This window comes from Dongia rigui (assembly GCF_034044635.1).
In the GTDB taxonomy this organism is placed as follows: domain Bacteria; phylum Pseudomonadota; class Alphaproteobacteria; order Dongiales; family Dongiaceae; genus Dongia; species Dongia rigui.
Window position 1 is genome coordinate 571,378 of record NZ_JAXCLX010000003.1, and the last position, 16,142, is coordinate 587,519.

Sequence of the window (16,142 nt, forward strand, 5' to 3'; positions counted from 1 at the left end):
CATGCTACGGAAAGTGTTCTGGGAAGACCCTTATCTCGCGCATCTCGATACCGAGGTGGCGTCGGTGGATGGCGATGCGGTGACGCTGGCCGCCACCATCATCTATGCCGTCTCCGGCGGGCAGGAGAGCGATCAGGGCACGATCGCCGGTCACGAAGTCCGGGAGGCGAGGAAGGCCGGCCAGGACATCATCTATACCCTGCCGCCCGGGCACGGGTTGATGCCTGGGCAAAAGGTTGCAACCACCATCGATTGGGCGCGCCGCTATCGGCTGATGCGCCTCCATTTCGCAGCCGAGATCGTGCTGGAGCTCGTCTACCGCGACCTCGGCCCGATTGAGAAAATCGGCGCCCATATTGCGGCCGACAAGGCACGCATCGATTTCGCGCGGGAGCAGCCCGTGACCCAGGAGCTTCTCCGCCTCACGGCGCGGGCCAACGCCGTCATTGCCGCCGATCTGCAGATTACCAGCGCCTTCAGTGACGAAGCCGCGGGGCGCCGCTTTTGGCAGGTGCCGGGCTTCGACCCGGTGCCCTGCGGTGGTACACATCTGAAACGCACCAGCGAAGTGGGGCCTATTGCCCTCAAGCGCCGGAATATCGGCAAGGGCAAAGAGCGGATCGAAATAGTGTTCGCTGCGGATGCATGCTAGGGTTGTATCGAACATCATTCCTCAACGCGATCGGAACCATGCTGACCCCATTTTCCCTGCGCGCGATGTGCATCATTGCTTTGTCCGTCGTGACCGGCTGCCAATCGGCGTCACAGTGGACGCCACCCGCTAGCCCCACTTTCCAGAGCTACGAACTCACCGACGACCCGGCCTATACCGAGGCGGCGCGGGAACATTGGTCTCTTGTCGTCGCGCGCTGTAGCAATGGGGGTAGCGATGCGCGCGCGGCATGCAGCCTTGATGTGGTTAGCCGCTCGCTACCGGATGGCGCCACGGTCACAGATTATTGCCGCTGGAATGGCGGGTACATCATCGAAAGTGACTGTATCATCAAGATGGCCCTGACACTGGATCTTCGACGCCTCGCGCGGGATCCGGACCCGACATCAATCCTTACCGGCATGCCTCGGGATTCTTATCCATTCGGCCCAGGCCGGGCCGCCGATGGCTTTGCCGCGACCGTCTGGCAGGAATGCGGGAACGACGCCCGGGAGTGCCACATCACCGAGGCCGCCGCCCGGCTTGGCCTCTCTGCCGGTGTAAAAGCGGTTTGCCAGCGCCTGGAGCGCGAACGCGCGACGCTGCGCTGCCTCATCAGCCATCGGCTCGCGGACGTGATGAAAGACGCAACCCGTCGTCTGCTGCCGTCCTGATCAACGAAGCTTTGGCGCGATATTTCCGCGCCTGACGATTCGGCCGCAGGCCTTGGATCGCCCATCCCCTTGGGCTTCCGGTCAAATTTTCATTGCAGAATTGTCATCGAAGTATAGCCTAGCGGGCGGCACGGGCGCTGGGGTATGCGCCCGATCGCGCTTGTGGGATGCAAGAAACAAGTCAGATCACAACCTGGAGGCTTCTATGAATATGTTGCTGAAGGCCGGCGTCGCCGGTCTGGCCCTGGTCGTGGCAAGCGGCTTTGCCGCCGAGGCCAAGACCCCCAAGGACACGCTGGTCATGGCCTGGGTGTTCGACGATATCATTTCGCTCGACCCGGCCGAGATCTACGAATTTTCCAGCTCGGAATACATGGCCAATGCCTATGACCGCCTCGTGGTCCAGGATCTGGACAAGCCGGGCGAAGTGAAGCTGCAAGCCGCCGAGAGCTATTCCGTCTCGGACGACGGCAAGGTCTTCACCTTCAAGATCCGTCCGGGCATCAAATTCGCTTCCGGTAACGAGCTGACCGCAGAAGACGTCGAGTTCTCCATCGAACGCTACGTGCTGCTCGCCAAGAATCCCTCCTTCATTCTCAATCAGTTTGGCTTGAAGCCCGAGAATGTGAAGGACATGGTGCGTGTGAAGGACGCTTCGACTGTCGAAGTCGAACTCGACGCCTCCTATGCCCCCTCGTTCTTCCTGAACTGCCTCTCCTTCACCTCGGCCGTGGTCGACAAGAAGGAAGCGATGTCGCATGAGAAGGACGGCGATCTCGGCTACGATTGGATGCGCACCAACTATGCCGGTTCCGGCCCGTTCGTGCTGAAGGCCTGGAAGCCCAATGAATCGCTGGTCCTTGAAGCCAACGAGAACTATTGGGGCGGCGCGCCGAAGATCAAGCGCGTGCTCGCGAAGAACGTGACCGAAAGCGCCACCCAGCAGCTGCTGCTGCAGAAGGGTGACGTCGATATGGCGCGCAACCTCACCGGCGACCAGCTGAAGGCGATTGCCGGAGACAAGAACGTGCATGTCGCAGCGGCACCCAAAGCGACCCTGTGGTATATGGGCCTCAACACCAAGAACGAATATCTGGCCAAGCCCGAAGTGCGCCAGGCGATGAAGTACCTGGTCGACTATGACGGCCTTGCCAACACATCGTTCAAGGCCATCGGCATCAAGCACCAGACCTTCCTGCCGGAAGGCCAGCTGGGTGCGGATAACGAGACGCCGTTCAAGCTCGACGTCGCCAAGGCCAAGGAATTGCTGGCCAAGGCCGGCCTGCCCAACGGCTTCAACGTCACCATGGACACGACCAACAAGACGGAGACCCGTCTCCTCTCGGCGTCGATCCAGAACACGATGTCCAAGGCCGGCATCAACATCATCATCAAGTTGGCCGACAACAAGACGACGCTGACCAAGTATCGTGCCAGCCAGCACGATATCTATATCGGCCAGTGGGGTTCGGATTATCAGGACCCGCATTCCAACGCCGAAGGCTATCTGATGGCGCCGCTTGCCAAGCGCAATCAGTGGCAGCTGCCGGAAAACGAGGCCGCCGTTCTCGCCGCCCGCGACGAGAAGGACGGCACCAAGCGTGCCGCCATGTACATGACCCTGCAGAAGCAGGCGTTGGAGACCAGCCCCTATGTCATCATGTTCCAGCAGGTCGAAACCGCGGCCGTGCAGAACAATGTGAAGGGCTTCGTCCTCGGCCCCACCTTCGATCTCAACCTCTATGCGAATGTGACGAAGGAATAACGATCTTCGTTCGACAGCCCTCTCCCCTGACCGGGAGAGGGCCTTTTTCATTTTGGGTGGAGATGTTGTTGCCGATGCCCGGACCTAAGACATGCTGATCAAGTCACGTCGCTTGCGCGGATTTCTGCGCACGCTCGCTTCCGTTCTCACCACCCTGTTCGGGCTGCTGCTGGTGACCTTCATCATCAGCCGGATGCTGCCCGCCGATCCCGTCCTTGCCATCGTCGGCGACCACGCGACCGAGGACTATGTCGCCCGCGTACGCGAGGAACTCGGCCTCAACAAGCCGATCCTGGTCCAGTTCTGGATCTATTTCACCCATGTCATCCAGGGCGATCTCGGCCAGTCGATCCGCACCAGCCAGCCCATCGCCCATGAATTGATGAACGTCTTCCCGGCGACGCTGGAACTGGCCACACTCGGCACCATCATCGGCATCATTCTCGGGATTCCCTTGGGCGTTCTTGCCGCTGTGCGCAAGGACACCATGGTCGATCACGTCGTCCGTTTCCTCGGCCTCGTCGGTTATTCGGTACCGATTTTCTGGCTGGGGTTGATGGGCCTCCTTGTCTTCTACGCCAAGCTCGACTGGCTGCCTGGGCCCGGGCGCCTCGATTTCGGCTATGAGGATATGATCACGCCGGTCACCGGACTGATGACCGTCGACACGCTGATCGCCGGCGACATGGACCTCTTCAAGAACGCGCTGGGACACCTCATCCTGCCGGCAAGCCTGCTCGGCTATTTCAGCCTCGCTTATATCAGCCGCATGACCCGCTCCCTGATGCTGGGCCAGCTCTCTCAGGAATACATCCTGACGGCGCGGGTCAAAGGCGTTTCCGAAGCGCGCATCATCTGGAAACACGCCATGGGCAACATCCTGGTGCCGCTCATCACCGTCATCGCCCTATCATATGGCAATCTGCTGGAAGGCTCCGTGCTGACCGAAACCGTTTTCGCCTGGCGCGGGCTTGGCCTCTACATCACCGATTCCATCTTCGGCCAGGACATGCCGGCCGTCATGGGCGGCACCATCGTGGTGGGTGCCATCTTCATCGTCATCAACATGCTGACCGACGTGGCCTACCGGCTGCTCGATCCGCGCGCAAAGTAAGGGAGGGACAAAGTGATCTCTGCTTCCCTCCGCTCCTGGCTCCTCTCCGACACGCCGGATTCACGGTTGCAGGCGCGCGCCGGACGTTTTTATCTGGGCTGGCTGACCTTCGCCAAGAATCCGCTCGCCATGCTGGGGCTCATCATCCTGGTCGTGCTGGTGGTGATGGCGGTCTTTGCCGCCTGGATTTCGCCGCATGACCCGCTATTCGGCAATCTCGAAGACCGCCTGCTGCCACCGTCCGGGAAGTTCTGGCTGGGCACCGACGAGAACGGCCGCGACATCTTCAGCCGCATCGTCTTCGGCGCACGCACGACGCTCTATATCATCGGCCTGGTGGCCGTGACGGCAGCGCCCATCGGCCTCCTCATCGGCACCACCGCCGGCTATGTCGGCGGCTGGGTCGAAACCGGCCTGATGCGCTTGACCGATGCTTTCCTCGCTTTCCCGAAGCTGATCCTGGCGCTCGCTTTCGCAGCGGCCCTGGGGGCAGGCCTCGAGAACGCGGTGCTCGCCATTGCGCTGACCGCCTGGCCGCCTTACGCCCGCATCGCCCGCGCGGAAACACTTTCCGTGCGCGGCAGCGACTATCTGGCGGCGGCGCGCATGACCGGTGCCGGGTCGTGGCGGATTCTGTTCGGCCATATCATGCCGATGTGCATCCCCTCGCTCATCGTGCGCGTCTCGCTCGACATGGCCGGCATCATCCTGATTGCCGCTGGTCTCGGCTTCTTGGGGTTGGGCGTTGCCCCGCCGCAACCGGAATGGGGTTCGATGGTCTCGGAAGGACGCTCGCAGATCCTGGAACAATGGTGGGTCTGCACCTATCCCGGCATCGCCATCTGCATCGTCAGCCTTGGCTTCAACCTGATCGGCGACGGCCTTCGTGACGTCCTCGACCCGCGTGGCAAGTGAGGTAACACGATGACCGACGCACCCGTTCTCGAGGTCCGCAACCTCAACGTCCGCTTCGACACGCCCAAGGGCGAATTCCATGCCGTGAAGGATGTCAATTTCACCATGGGGCGCGAGAAGCTCGCCATCGTCGGCGAATCCGGCTCCGGCAAGACGCAGACCGGCCGCGCCATTCTGGGCCTGACGCAAGGCCGTATCACCGCAGATAAGATGGCCTTCCACGGCACCAATCTGCTGGGGCTCAGCCCCGCCCAATGGCGCGAGATCCGCGGCAAGCGCATCGCCATGGTGATGCAGGACCCGAAATATTCGCTGAACCCTGTGATGACCATCGGCGACCAGCTGATCGAGGCCGGCAAGCGCCTGCTGGGCACCGCTGGAGCACACAAGCGCGCCCTTGAAATGCTGGCGGCGGTCAAGATCCGCGACCCGCAACGCGTCTTCAATGCCTGGCCGCACGAGCTTTCGGGCGGCATGGGCCAGCGGGCGATGATCGCGATGATGCTGATGGCCGAACCAGAACTCCTCATCGCCGATGAGCCCACCTCGGCCCTCGACGTCACCGTGCGCCTGCAGGTGCTGGCGATCCTCGATGATTTGGTAAAGACCCGCAATATGGGCCTCATCTTCATCAGCCACGATCTCAATCTGGTGCGCACCTTTGCCGACCGCGTCCTCATCATGTATGGCGGGCGCGTGGTCGAGGAAGTGCCGGCCAAGGACCTCATGAACGCAACGCATCCCTATACGCGCGGGCTTCTGGCCTGTGCGCCCGAAGTCGACCGGCCGACCAAGCGCCTGGCGACGCTCACCCGCGATCCGGCCTGGGCGCAGGGTCAGCAGGCGAACCAGGGAAGCACGCGATGATCGAGATCGAGAATCTGACCGTCGTCTTCGGCGATGCCGACAACCGCGTTACCGCCGTCGATAACGTCAGCCTCAATGTCGCGGCCGGCGAGAGCTTCGGCCTGGTGGGTGAATCCGGTTCCGGGAAATCGACCATCCTGCGCGCCGTCGCCGGTCTGGTGGACAGCGCCGGTCGCATCACCATCAATGGCGTGACTCAGGGCAAGAAACGCGACAAGAACTTCTACGCGCAGGTCCAGATGGTCTTTCAGGACCCCTTCGGATCGCTGCACCCCAAGCACACGATCGACCGCATCCTCACCGAACCGCTCATCGTCCATGATGTCCCGGACCGCGAAGCCAAGGTGCGCGCCGTGCTGGATCAGGTGCAACTCGGCCCCTCTTTCCGTTTCCGCTATCCGCACCAATTGTCGGGTGGGCAACGCCAGCGCATCGCCATCGCGCGGGCGCTGATCCTGCGCCCGCAGATCATCCTCCTTGACGAGCCCACCTCCGCCCTCGACGTCTCGATCCAGGCCGAGGTGCTCAACCTTCTCGACGACATCCGCACCGAACTGGGCGTCACCTATCTGATGGTCAGCCATGATCTGGGCGTCGTCGCCCATATGTGCCAGCGCTTTGCCGTCATGCGGCAAGGGAAGGTGGTCGAGGTGGCAGAGAGCCGGCATTTGGGAACCGGTACACTGGATCATGCCTATTCGCGCCAGCTGCTGCTGGCATCCAAGGGATATGACCGCGCGGTCATCGACGCCTTTGCAGATCTGTAAAGGTGGATAAAGTCAATAATTTCAGCAAGATAGATTTGCGCAGGACGGGCGCAGGGCAGCTCTGTGGGGATTGGGCTTGAATGCCCCCACAACCTGCTTTATTCCATCGGCCATTCGCGGCGAAATCGGACCCGAATCCGCCCGTCAGGCCTTTGGCCCGGCGGGATAAATCCGCCTAGCCGCCTGGAAATGAAAGAGACCCATGTCCAAAGAAGACGTCATCACCTTTGACGGTACCGTCACGGAGATGCTCCCGGACCTGCGTTACGTGGTGCAGCTCGACAACGGCCACCAGACCCTCGCCTATACCTCAGGCAAGATGCGCAAGAATCGCATCCGCATCCTGGAAGGCGACCGCGTCACGGTCGAAATGACGCCCTACGATCTCACCAAGGGTCGCATCACCTTCCGCTTCAAGGACGAGCGTCCGGCCGGCGCCGGTGCCCCGCGCCCGCAGCCCTTCAAGCGCCGCCACTAAGTCAAGCTCAGGGTACCGGCCGGCGCTGAACCGGGCTGGCCGGCTTTAACCCACGCGCCTTAAGCGCCGCCCAGGCCTCGGCGCCGGTATCGACGATATCGAAGATTTTGAGATCGTCGGCCTCGATGAGGCCGCTATCGATCATGGCGTCGAAATTGATGACGCTCTCCCAATAAGCCTTCCCCACCAGGACGACCGGCGTCACGCTGGCCTTCTGCGTCTGCTGCAGGGTCAGTAGCTCGAACAATTCGTCCATCGTGCCGAAGCCGCCGGGAAACACGGCGAGAGCCCGGGCGCGCATGGCGAGATGCATCTTGCGCATCGCGAAGTAATGGAAGCGAAAGGTGAGGTCGGGCGTCGAATAGGCGTTGGGTTGCTGCTCGCCAGGCAGCGTGATGTTGAAGCCGATCGATGGCGCCCCGGCATCATGGGCACCCCGATTGGCCGCCTCCATGATGCCAGGCCCCCCGCCCGTCGCGATGACATTGTCGCGCCAGCCCTCGACGGGTTTGAGCGCACCGCCTTCTTCCGAGACCAGTTTGGCAAAGGCCTGTGCCTCCTGATAATAGCGCGACCAGGCGCCGAGCTTCTCGGCCCGCGCGCGCGCTGGTCCGGCGGGTGCCGCGGCGATACGTTCCGCCGCCAGTTCCGGGGAGGGGATGCGGGCGGAGCCGAATACGATCACCGTCGAGCGTACCCCCCAATCGCGCAGGACCAGATCCGCCTTGGAATATTCCAGGGCAAAGCGCAGGCCGCGCAACTCTTCGCGGTTGGCGAGGAAATCGGTGTCCTGTACCGGCAGCAGATAGCTCGGCGCATGAAGTTGCTGGGAATTGTCAGGGCGCTCGGTATTGCTCATGGTCATGCTCGTCGCTCAGCCGTGGTTCGGGAATCATGCCCGCATCGGCCCGATTTGTCTCAGCACAATTTATCTGGGAGAGCGCACCGCCGATGATGCTAAAATCCGTACCCACCGCATGACTTCCGAGACGTGCATGAGACCCGCCCAGGCTGCCTTGATCGACGACATGCTGCGCCGAGTCCTTGCCGGGCAACCGGCACATGAGACCGTGCCCCATCTGCGGCGCTGGCTGGACTTCAACAATCATCGCTTCGGGCCGGTTGTCGACGCCCCGCTTGATCGCGACCACGTGGCGATCCTCGATGCGAGCCTGGCGCCGGAGAGGCTTGCGCATCCCAGCCAAAACGGCGGCGAGAACCTGACCGCCTGGTGGCGCGCCCAGTTGGCCCGCATCGCGCCCCGCATCGGCATCGGCCGCTATGCCGAAGATCGGGGCATCTACGATCACCCCGAGGCACCGCGTGAGGCCAATCCGCGCAAGATCCACCATGCCATCGACATCTTCCTGCCGGCTGGCAGCAAGGTCCTCTGCCCCTACCCCGGCACGGTCGCGGATATTGGCAATGATACCGAACGCCACGGGTTCGGCGGCATCCTGATTCTGCGGCATGAGACCGATGCCGGTGTCCCGTTCTGGACCTTCTATGGCCATCTGGCCCCGGCGGGTCTTGCTGGCTGGAAACCCGGTCAGGTGGTAGCGCAAGGCACCCTCATCGGCACGCTTGCAAGCGAGGCCGAGAACGGCGACTGGCCGCCCCATCTCCATTTCCAGCTGATGACGCATCTGATGGGCTGGGAAGCGCTGGACGTCATCGGCATTTCCTGGGCGAGCCAATGGGAGCTGTGGCGCGAGATCTGCCTGGACCCCAACATCATCCTTGGCATCGGCGCCAATTGCGCCGCACCCGTTGCCCGCAGCCCTTTGCAATTGGTGGCGGAACGGCGGCGTCATTTCGCGCCCTCGGCGAGCCTTGCCTATGCCCAGCCGCTGAAGATCGTACGCGGGGCCGGCTGCCACCTTTATGACGAGACCGGCCGCGCCTATCTCGACATGGTCAACAATGTCGCGCATGTCGGCCACAGCCATCCGCGCGTGGTCGAGGCATCGGCTCGGCAGATGGCGGCGCTCAACACCAACAGCCGCTATCTCCACGACCATCTCGCCGGGTATATCAAGCGCCTTGCAGACATCCTGCCGCCCGAGCTGTCGGTCATCTATCTGGTGAATTCCGGCAGCGAGGCCAACGATCTCGCGCTGCGCCTCGCGCAAGCCCACACCCAGGCGCGGGACGTGGTCGTGGTGGACCATGCCTATCACGGCCATCTCTCGAACCTCATCGACATCAGCCCCTATAAATTCGACGGCCCCGGCGGCGGCGGTCGCCCCAGCCATGTCTGGGTCGCCGAGATGCCGGACACCTATCGCGGACGGTTGCGCGATGGCGGAAAGGATATCGGCGCCGGCTACGCCGAAAGTGTCGCCACGCTGCTGATGGATATGATCGGCCTCGGCCGCAAGCCCATGGCCTTCATCGCCGAATCGATCCAGGGCTGCGGCGGGCAGATCCCCTTCCCGCCCGGCTATCTCGATGCCGCCTATCGCCACATCCGGCGCGAGGGCGGTGTCTGCATCGCTGACGAGGTGCAGACGGGCTTTGGTCGCGTGGGGACGCATTGGTGGGCGTTCGAGACGCAAGGCGTGACGCCGGACATTGTCACCATGGGCAAGCCGATGGGTGCCGGCCATCCGTTGGCGGCCGTCGCCACGCGACCGGAGATCGCCGCCGCCTTTGCCGGCGGCATGGAATACTTCAACACCTTCGGCGGCAACCCGGTGTCGGCGGCCATTGGCCTTGCCGTGCTCGACATCATCCGCGATGAGCGCCTGCTCGCCAATGCGCGGGCGCGGGGGATGCAGTTGATGGATGGGTTGCGGGTACTGGCCGGTCGCCATCCGGCCATCGGCCATATCCGCGGCCTCGGCCTCTTCATCGGCGCCGAATTCGTCCAGGACCGCACGACGCTGCAGCCGGATGCTGCGGCGCTGAAGACGGTGATCGAAGGCATGAAGGATGCTGGCGTGCTACTCTCCAGCGAAGGGCCGCACCATAATGTGCTGAAGGTCAAGCCGCCTATGGTTATCAGTGAACAGGAATGCGCGCATTTCCTGGGGCTGCTGGACCGCGTCCTCACCGAACTCGGCCGCTAGGAGATTGCGATGACCTTTCCGATCGAGAGCTATTCCTCCTTCGGTGAGGATCGGTTGATCCTGAAATTCCTCGCCAAGCTGCCCGCCGGCTTCTATGTCGATGTCGGTGCCCATGCGCCGAAGGATTATTCCAATACCTACGCGCTTTACCAGCGCGGCTGGCGCGGCATCGCCATCGATCCGGATCCCGATGCCATCAAGGCGTTTGGGCAGGAGCGACCGGAGGATATTGCCCTGCAGGTGGCGATCGGAACCAAGCCCGGCAAGGTCACCCTGCATCTCTTCAACGACCGCTCGATGAACACGGTCGATACGGCGCTCTATGAAAAGACGCTGCAGAACCCAAGGAAGCGGCACCAGGGCGATATCGAGGTCGAACGCCGGACCTTGGCTGATGTCCTGGCGCGACATGTGCCTGCGGGCCGCGCGGTCGATTTCTTGAATGTCGATTGCGAGGGCGCCGATCTCAACGTGCTGCGCTCGAATGACTGGGCGCGCTTTCACCCGAAGCTGCTGGCGGTCGAGGATCTTGACCTTGATTTGGAGCGCGTCACCGAAAGCCGCATCTTCCGCTTCCTGCGCCCGCTCGGCTATCGCCTCGTCTCACACCTTCACTACACGTCGCTCTATCGCCTGAGCTGATGGCTCATGCCTTGGGATGCGCGTGGTAGAAAATTTCCCAGCGCACCTTGGCCCAGCGATAGGCATCCATGATGGCCACCGCATAGATGAAGAAGCCGCCGGCATAGCGCCCGACCAGGCTGGCATCGGGTGCCGCGTATTTGGACGTCACATAGCCCAGCGCCACCGTCGTGAACGCAAAGAGCAGCCCGCGTGTCGGCTGGTTGTTGGCGATCTGACCCATGCCCGGCAGGACCACGGCGATGAGGAGCACCAGCAAGGGGTGCAGCGGGGCTTTCAGTTTTGTGTCGGTCATTTCACGCTTCCCTTGGCAAGATCATCGGCCAATGCGATGCAGCGGTCCATCATCTCGGCCAGGATCTCAGGCTTCAGGTCGACGGCACGAAAGTCGGCAATACGCAGCACCATGTATTCGGCCCGTTCGCCCTGGTGGATCATGCGGACCAGCCGCACGCCCTTGGCCGTGACCAGCATTTCCTTGGATTCGATCGCGCCGAAGAAATCGATATGGCGATCGAGAAGGTCAAGTGCCGGCGCCTGGTCGGGGTCCTCGGTCTTCACCTGCGCGCCGGGCGGCCAATGGCCAGGCACCGGCAGTTGAAAGGCCAGATCATTGGCCGGCGAATAGAACTCGTTGTTCTGCACCCGGACCAGGATATCGGTCGCCGCCACGCCGGGGAGCGCACGCAGCAAGCTGACGCGCAGCCACAGCACGGGAATCTTGCGGAAGGTCAGCGTGTCGATGATGGCATCGATCGCAAAATCATGGTCGCGGTAGCGCCCGCTGAGGACCGGGAAATCGGCCCGTTCCTGCACCACGCGGTAGGATTGGAACAGATCATAAGCCGGCTGAAACAGCGCGGCACGCAAGGCGCGGCGCCGTTGCTGGTCGCGCCGGTAATAGAAGATCAGAACGGCCAAGGCCGCCGCGATCAGCAGCACCAGGACAGACAAGGAAGCGGAAGAGGTCGTCGGCATGGGCGCAATCTGATGAAAACAAATCGACCGGCGGGCACGCCCGCCGGTCGTGTGAGAGGTATCTTATAGAGGACCTTCTCGAAAATCAGTAACCCTTCAGCCTAGTAACCCTTGGGGCGCGGCCAGGCCATGGTGAACTGGTCGCCGCGCCGCACATATTTATAGCGGAAGAGGACGAACCAGACGGAAGCGACGATGTAGAACACCATCATGGCGAGGAGCTGCGTGCCGAAGCCGAGGAACACCGCGATGTAAGTGGCCGCGCACAGTGCCAGCAGCACCAGCGACGGAATCGGGTGGAACGGATGGATATAGCCCCGCTTGATCGTGTCGAGCGGCCATTTCCCGCGGAAGCGGAACATGTTGATCGGCATGAAGGTATAGCCGAGCAGACCCGACAGGATCGAGAAAGTGATCGTCGGCGCCAGCAGCTGCAGGAAGCCGAACGATGCCGCGATCGGAATGAGGAAGATGATCGCGCGGTAAGGCGTGCGGTATTTGGGATGCACCGCCGCGAAGAATTGCGGCAGATAGCGGTCGCGGCCCATCGAGAACCAGGCGCGCGCCGCATCGTTGATGCAGCCATTGGCCGAGGCAAGCGCCGAGAACACGGTGCCGACCCACAGCAGCACGATGAGCACGGTGCTGCCCGAGACACGCGCCGAGTCATAGAGCGGTGCCAAGGCGGTGCCGAGATATTCCCAGGGCAGCGACCCGGCGCAGACATACCAGGTAAGCGCCGCGGCAATGAGCAGCGTGATCATGCCCGTCATGGTGCCCAGCGGCAGCGACCGACCGCAGGAGCGCACTTCTTCGGCCGCCTGGCAGGTACCCTCGATGCCGAGGTAATACCAGATGCCGAATTGGAAGGCGGCCAGCACGCCCATCCAGCCATAGGGCAGCGAGCCCATGCCGAGGCCTTCATGCTGCAGCGGTTCGGCGGTGAAGATACCGAACTGGTAGGCCACGACCAGCACGATGATGGAGAAGAACGCCACCGCCGTGATCAGGAAGTTGACCGACAGCGCCATGAAGACGCCGCGGTAATTGAGGAAGGCGAGGGCCGAGACGGCCAGCAGCACGAAAGGTCGTGCATCGACCATGCCGGGTTCTGCGCCCAGGCTTTCCGACGCGATGCGGATGAGATCGCCGAAGACGAAAATGTCGGCAGCTTCCAGCATCGTATAGGCCAGCACCAGATAGAGGCCGACATTGAAGGCCATCAGCGGTCCAGTGGTGTGCTTGGCCTGGGTGTATTGACCACCGGCGGCGGCCACGGTCGATGTCACTTCGGAATCGATCATGGCGACGCAGGTATAAAGCAGGCCGATAATCCAGCAGGCGATGATGGAACCCAGCGCGCCGCCTTTCTCGACCGAATAATTCCAACCCATGAACTCGCCGACGAGCACGATGCCGACGCCCAACGCCCAAACATGGGTCGGACCCAGCACCTTCACGAGGTTGATGGAGGATGGCTTTTCGCCGTTCGCAGTCATGTCTGTCATGGCGGTGCCCCTCAACCCCTCTTATGGCCGTCTTGCTGCATGGCAAGCTCGTCGACGCCTTCCTGAGAACTGGTCAGGATGTCTTCGCTGTATTGCTGGCTGACGCGGATCGCATCCCAGATCATCCAAAGCAGCAGCAGGATGGAAACGAGCCACGCGCCTGCCTGGATAAGGTCCCAGGGCCCGCGGAATTGCAGAAAATCAAGCATGGTTTCCCCCGTCCCTTAAGAACCGTTGCCGAACTTCTCGGCGATGACCTGGCGATATTCGCGGTCCGATTGCCAGACCAGGAAGATGAAATAGCCAGCGATCGCGGCGAGCGTCGCGATGAGGCCACCCCAACTGAAGGAATAGTCGTAGCGCAGCGTGATCGCCGCGGCGGCAGTTTCGAGATCCATCCCGAGCTTGCCCCACTGCGCCTGCATCACCGGGGTCTGCTCCAGCGCTTCCCAGGTGAGATTCTCGAAGCTGATCGTGCCATCCGGCGCGGTGCGCTTGATCAGGCCCTTGTCGTTGCTGACCACGGTGGTGCCGTCGGTCGCGGTCTCGACGGTCATTTGCCCCGGCAGCCAATCGCCCTTCGCTGCACCGGCCAATTCCATTTCCAGCGGCACCAGCAGTGCCAGGAACACGAGCACCAGCAGGAACACGGCGTCGAATGCCTGCCCGAACCCGCTTTGCTTTGGTGGTTGATATTTTGCCATTGCCTTCCTCCCCTACTCGGCTCGGCCGATAGCGCTGCCCCAGCCGCTTATGGTGCGGCCGCGATTATCGTCACGCGGGCAGCCTTAACGGTTCGCGTCCAGATGCTTGATGTCGAGTTCGTAAATGAACTTCTTGTCATGGCCGTAATGCGAGATCATTGCGGCGATGGAAGCGGTATTGAAGATGCCGACCAGGAGGCCGGCGACCGCCAGCAGGATGCGGGCACTGCCGTCCTGGATGTAACCGCTGACCGCGAAATAGACGAAAAGCAGTGTCGCCCACAGGACCACGACAAAGGCCCAGGCCCATAAGCGATCTTTATTGAACATGGAATCAACGCGCGACTGAAGGTCGTTCGCCATATCACTCTCCCCTGAGACGGCGACCGACTTCCTTGCGGCCGCTTCATCCTGACTGAAACGTCCCGTTCTTTTTTCGGGACGGCACTCCCATTGCACGCGCCCCTTTGGGGTCTTCGTGGCGCTCCCTTCCTTGAGGAGCGACTTGGATCCGTTATCGGCCCTCAAGCCGATTCGGACGTGTCATTCATGGCACTTATTAATTTTTAACACGCCATGTATGACTTTACTAGACTTAAATGAATTTTCCTATGCGGAAACATCGCAACCGGGAAGAAAAACGCCCGGACCACATGGACCCGGGCGTTTCGCCTGTCATCAGCAATCGAGCGTGTTGTGCCGCTCCCACTCGGTGAGGTGCTTGGTGTAGCTGTTCCATTCCTCGGTCTTCATGCGCACATAGGCGTTGACGAAGCTGTCGCCGAATTGCTCGCGCACCACCTTGCTGCTGTCGGTGAGGCGCAGCGCGTCGAGAAGATTGAGCGGCAGCTTGCGCCCGCCCTTCACGGTATGGCCTTCGGTATACATGTTGATGTCGAGGCGCTTGCCCGGATCGCGCTTGTTGTCGATGCCGTCGAGACCCGAGGCGACGATGCCCGCCTGCAGCAGATAGGGATTGGCCGAGCCGTCGGCGAGGCGCAATTCGAAACGGCCTTCGTCCGGCACGCGGATCATATGCGTGCGGTTGTTGCCGGTCCAAGTGATGGTATTAGGTGCCCAGGTGGCACCCGAAACGGTGCGCGGCGCGTTGATGCGCTTATAAGAATTGACCGTCGGGTTGAAGAACGAGCAGAGCGCATCGGCATTGTGCTGAATGCCGCCCAGGACCTGATAAGCGAGCTTGGAAAGACCCAACTCGCCCTTCGGATCGCTGAAGAGGTTCTTCTTGCCAGACGCATCCCAGAACGAGATATGGGCGTGGGCGCCGTTGCCGGTCAGCGTGCTGAAGGGCTTGGGCATGAAAGTGGCGCGCAGGCCGTGGTTCTCGGCAATCGACTTCGCCATGTATTTGAAGAAGACGTGGCGATCAGCCGTCTTGAGGACGTCGTCATATTCCCAGTTCATCTCGAACTGGCCATTCGCGTCCTCATGGTCATTCTGATAAGGCTTCCAGCCCAAGGTCAGCATGGCGTCGCAGATCTCGGTGATGACGTCATAGCGGCGCATCAGAGCCAGCTGGTCATAGCAGGGCTTATCCGCCGTATCGGCGTCATCGGCGATCTGCTTGCCATCGGGCGTGATGAGGAAGAATTCGCATTCGACGCCGGCCTTGGCGCGCAAACCCTTCTTGGCCGCTTCGGCGATCTTGCGCTTCAGCAAATTGCGCGGTGAATCGGCAACGGGCTTCCCGTCCATCCAGAGATCGGAAGCGAGCCAACCCACTTCCGGTTTCCACGGCAGCTGGATGAGGCTCTCAGGGTCGGGCTTGGCGAAGAGATCGGGATGGGCCGGCGTCATGTCCAGCCAGGTCGCGAAACCGGCGAAACCAGCGCCGTTCTTCTGCATCTCCGCGATCGCGGCGGCGGGCACGAGTTTGGCGCGCAGCGCGCCGAAGAGATCCGTGTACGAGATCAGAAAGTATTTGATCTTGCGGTCCTTCGCCACCTTGGCGAGGTCGGTTGCCATGCTAGTTCCCCTCTCGGTTAA

At 61.9% G+C, this 16,142-nt stretch carries 18 protein-coding genes; 10 read left to right on the top strand and 8 right to left on the bottom strand.

Going from position 1 to position 16,142, the window contains the following annotated elements:
- Position 1: 1 nt before the first annotated feature.
- The 8 genes from SMD31_RS18160 (at position 2) to infA (ending at position 7,232) form a co-directional block, all read left to right on the top strand.
- Positions 2 to 652 (top strand): alanyl-tRNA editing protein, encoded by a 651-nt coding sequence (locus tag SMD31_RS18160; protein ID WP_320502342.1) that lies wholly within the window; start codon positions 2 to 4, stop codon positions 650 to 652.
- A gap of 38 nt (positions 653 to 690) precedes the next feature.
- Positions 691 to 1,326 carry a hypothetical protein gene (locus SMD31_RS18165; RefSeq protein ID WP_320502343.1) on the top strand — a complete coding sequence of 212 codons (636 nt, stop codon included), beginning with the start codon at positions 691 to 693 and terminating at the stop codon, positions 1,324 to 1,326.
- 205 nt (positions 1,327 to 1,531) lie between these two features.
- Positions 1,532 to 3,091 carry an ABC transporter substrate-binding protein gene (locus tag SMD31_RS18170; protein WP_320502344.1) on the top strand — a complete coding sequence of 520 codons (1,560 nt, stop codon included), beginning with the start codon at positions 1,532 to 1,534 and terminating at the stop codon, positions 3,089 to 3,091.
- Positions 3,092 to 3,182: 91 nt separating this feature from the next.
- Complete coding sequence (locus SMD31_RS18175) at positions 3,183 to 4,205, top strand: ABC transporter permease (protein WP_320502345.1); 1,023 nt, start codon at positions 3,183 to 3,185, stop codon at positions 4,203 to 4,205.
- Positions 4,206 to 4,217: 12 nt separating this feature from the next.
- Positions 4,218 to 5,120, top strand: coding sequence for an ABC transporter permease (locus SMD31_RS18180; protein ID WP_320502346.1), 903 nt, complete (start codon positions 4,218 to 4,220; stop codon positions 5,118 to 5,120).
- Between the two features lie 9 nt (positions 5,121 to 5,129).
- Positions 5,130 to 5,987: an ABC transporter ATP-binding protein gene (locus SMD31_RS18185; RefSeq protein ID WP_320502347.1), complete on the top strand. Its 858-nt coding sequence runs from the start codon at positions 5,130 to 5,132 to the stop codon at positions 5,985 to 5,987.
- A complete protein-coding gene (locus tag SMD31_RS18190) occupies positions 5,984 to 6,754 on the top strand; it encodes an ABC transporter ATP-binding protein (protein WP_320502348.1) in 771 nt (256 codons plus the stop codon). Before SMD31_RS18185 ends, SMD31_RS18190 begins: the two co-directional genes overlap by 4 nt.
- A gap of 202 nt (positions 6,755 to 6,956) precedes the next feature.
- Positions 6,957 to 7,232, top strand: a complete 276-nt coding sequence (gene infA / locus SMD31_RS18195) for a translation initiation factor IF-1 (protein WP_320502349.1) — start codon at positions 6,957 to 6,959, stop codon at positions 7,230 to 7,232.
- 7 nt (positions 7,233 to 7,239) lie between these two features.
- Here the strand turns inward: infA and SMD31_RS18200 are convergent, their stop codons facing one another.
- Entirely contained in the window at positions 7,240 to 8,091 is an 852-nt protein-coding gene (locus SMD31_RS18200) for an LOG family protein (protein ID WP_320502350.1), read from the bottom strand.
- A gap of 136 nt (positions 8,092 to 8,227) precedes the next feature.
- On the opposite strand from SMD31_RS18200, the gene SMD31_RS18205 reads away from it, so the two are divergent.
- Both SMD31_RS18205 and SMD31_RS18210 read left to right on the top strand, forming a co-directional pair.
- The gene (locus tag SMD31_RS18205) at positions 8,228 to 10,303 is read left to right on the top strand and encodes an aminotransferase class III-fold pyridoxal phosphate-dependent enzyme (protein WP_320502351.1); all 2,076 of its coding nucleotides are present in this window, start codon (positions 8,228 to 8,230) and stop codon (positions 10,301 to 10,303) included.
- Positions 10,304 to 10,312: 9 nt separating this feature from the next.
- Positions 10,313 to 10,945 carry an FkbM family methyltransferase gene (locus SMD31_RS18210; protein ID WP_320502352.1) on the top strand — a complete coding sequence of 211 codons (633 nt, stop codon included), beginning with the start codon at positions 10,313 to 10,315 and terminating at the stop codon, positions 10,943 to 10,945.
- A gap of 4 nt (positions 10,946 to 10,949) precedes the next feature.
- Here SMD31_RS18210 and SMD31_RS18215 read toward each other — a convergent pair whose 3' ends face one another.
- The 7 genes from SMD31_RS18215 to glnT all read right to left on the bottom strand — a co-directional run bounded on the left by SMD31_RS18215 (position 10,950) and on the right by glnT (position 16,121).
- Positions 10,950 to 11,240 (bottom strand): hypothetical protein, encoded by a 291-nt coding sequence (locus SMD31_RS18215; RefSeq protein WP_320502353.1) that lies wholly within the window; start codon positions 11,238 to 11,240, stop codon positions 10,950 to 10,952.
- Positions 11,237 to 11,923, bottom strand: coding sequence for a hypothetical protein (locus SMD31_RS18220; protein ID WP_320502354.1), 687 nt, complete (start codon positions 11,921 to 11,923; stop codon positions 11,237 to 11,239). The genes SMD31_RS18215 and SMD31_RS18220 overlap by 4 nt, the downstream gene beginning before the upstream one ends.
- A 101-nt stretch (positions 11,924 to 12,024) precedes the next feature.
- Complete coding sequence (locus SMD31_RS18225) at positions 12,025 to 13,431, bottom strand: APC family permease (RefSeq protein ID WP_320502355.1); 1,407 nt, start codon at positions 13,429 to 13,431, stop codon at positions 12,025 to 12,027.
- A gap of 11 nt (positions 13,432 to 13,442) precedes the next feature.
- The gene (locus tag SMD31_RS18230; protein ID WP_320502356.1) at positions 13,443 to 13,640 is read right to left on the bottom strand and encodes a hypothetical protein; all 198 of its coding nucleotides are present in this window, start codon (positions 13,638 to 13,640) and stop codon (positions 13,443 to 13,445) included.
- A 15-nt stretch (positions 13,641 to 13,655) separates the two neighbouring features.
- Positions 13,656 to 14,135: a hypothetical protein gene (locus SMD31_RS18235; protein WP_320502357.1), complete on the bottom strand. Its 480-nt coding sequence runs from the start codon at positions 14,133 to 14,135 to the stop codon at positions 13,656 to 13,658.
- 84 nt (positions 14,136 to 14,219) lie between these two features.
- Positions 14,220 to 14,498, bottom strand: a complete 279-nt coding sequence (locus SMD31_RS18240; RefSeq protein WP_320502358.1) for a hypothetical protein — start codon at positions 14,496 to 14,498, stop codon at positions 14,220 to 14,222.
- A 315-nt stretch (positions 14,499 to 14,813) separates the two neighbouring features.
- Positions 14,814 to 16,121 carry a type III glutamate--ammonia ligase gene (gene glnT, locus SMD31_RS18245; RefSeq protein WP_320502359.1) on the bottom strand — a complete coding sequence of 436 codons (1,308 nt, stop codon included), beginning with the start codon at positions 16,119 to 16,121 and terminating at the stop codon, positions 14,814 to 14,816.
- Positions 16,122 to 16,142: the final 21 nt, after the last annotated feature.

Excerpts from the sequence above, each read along its gene's own strand:
- SMD31_RS18160 (WP_320502342.1), top strand. The coding sequence starts at position 2 with ATGCTACGGAAAGTGTTCTGGGAAGACCCTTATCTCGCGCATCTCGAT.
- SMD31_RS18165 (WP_320502343.1), top strand. The coding sequence starts at position 691 with ATGCTGACCCCATTTTCCCTGCGCGCGATGTGCATCATTGCTTTGTCC.
- SMD31_RS18170 (WP_320502344.1), top strand. The coding sequence starts at position 1,532 with ATGAATATGTTGCTGAAGGCCGGCGTCGCCGGTCTGGCCCTGGTCGTG.
- SMD31_RS18175 (WP_320502345.1), top strand. The coding sequence starts at position 3,183 with ATGCTGATCAAGTCACGTCGCTTGCGCGGATTTCTGCGCACGCTCGCT.
- SMD31_RS18185 (WP_320502347.1), top strand. The coding sequence starts at position 5,130 with ATGACCGACGCACCCGTTCTCGAGGTCCGCAACCTCAACGTCCGCTTC.
- SMD31_RS18190 (WP_320502348.1), top strand. The coding sequence starts at position 5,984 with ATGATCGAGATCGAGAATCTGACCGTCGTCTTCGGCGATGCCGACAAC.
- infA (WP_320502349.1), top strand. The coding sequence starts at position 6,957 with ATGTCCAAAGAAGACGTCATCACCTTTGACGGTACCGTCACGGAGATG.
- SMD31_RS18200 (WP_320502350.1), bottom strand. The coding sequence starts at position 8,091 with ATGAGCAATACCGAGCGCCCTGACAATTCCCAGCAACTTCATGCGCCG.
- SMD31_RS18205 (WP_320502351.1), top strand. The coding sequence starts at position 8,228 with ATGAGACCCGCCCAGGCTGCCTTGATCGACGACATGCTGCGCCGAGTC.
- SMD31_RS18210 (WP_320502352.1), top strand. The coding sequence starts at position 10,313 with ATGACCTTTCCGATCGAGAGCTATTCCTCCTTCGGTGAGGATCGGTTG.
- SMD31_RS18215 (WP_320502353.1), bottom strand. The coding sequence starts at position 11,240 with ATGACCGACACAAAACTGAAAGCCCCGCTGCACCCCTTGCTGGTGCTC.
- SMD31_RS18220 (WP_320502354.1), bottom strand. The coding sequence starts at position 11,923 with ATGCCGACGACCTCTTCCGCTTCCTTGTCTGTCCTGGTGCTGCTGATC.
- SMD31_RS18225 (WP_320502355.1), bottom strand. The coding sequence starts at position 13,431 with ATGACAGACATGACTGCGAACGGCGAAAAGCCATCCTCCATCAACCTC.
- SMD31_RS18230 (WP_320502356.1), bottom strand. The coding sequence starts at position 13,640 with ATGCTTGATTTTCTGCAATTCCGCGGGCCCTGGGACCTTATCCAGGCA.
- SMD31_RS18235 (WP_320502357.1), bottom strand. The coding sequence starts at position 14,135 with ATGGCAAAATATCAACCACCAAAGCAAAGCGGGTTCGGGCAGGCATTC.
- SMD31_RS18240 (WP_320502358.1), bottom strand. The coding sequence starts at position 14,498 with ATGGCGAACGACCTTCAGTCGCGCGTTGATTCCATGTTCAATAAAGAT.
- glnT (WP_320502359.1), bottom strand. The coding sequence starts at position 16,121 with ATGGCAACCGACCTCGCCAAGGTGGCGAAGGACCGCAAGATCAAATAC.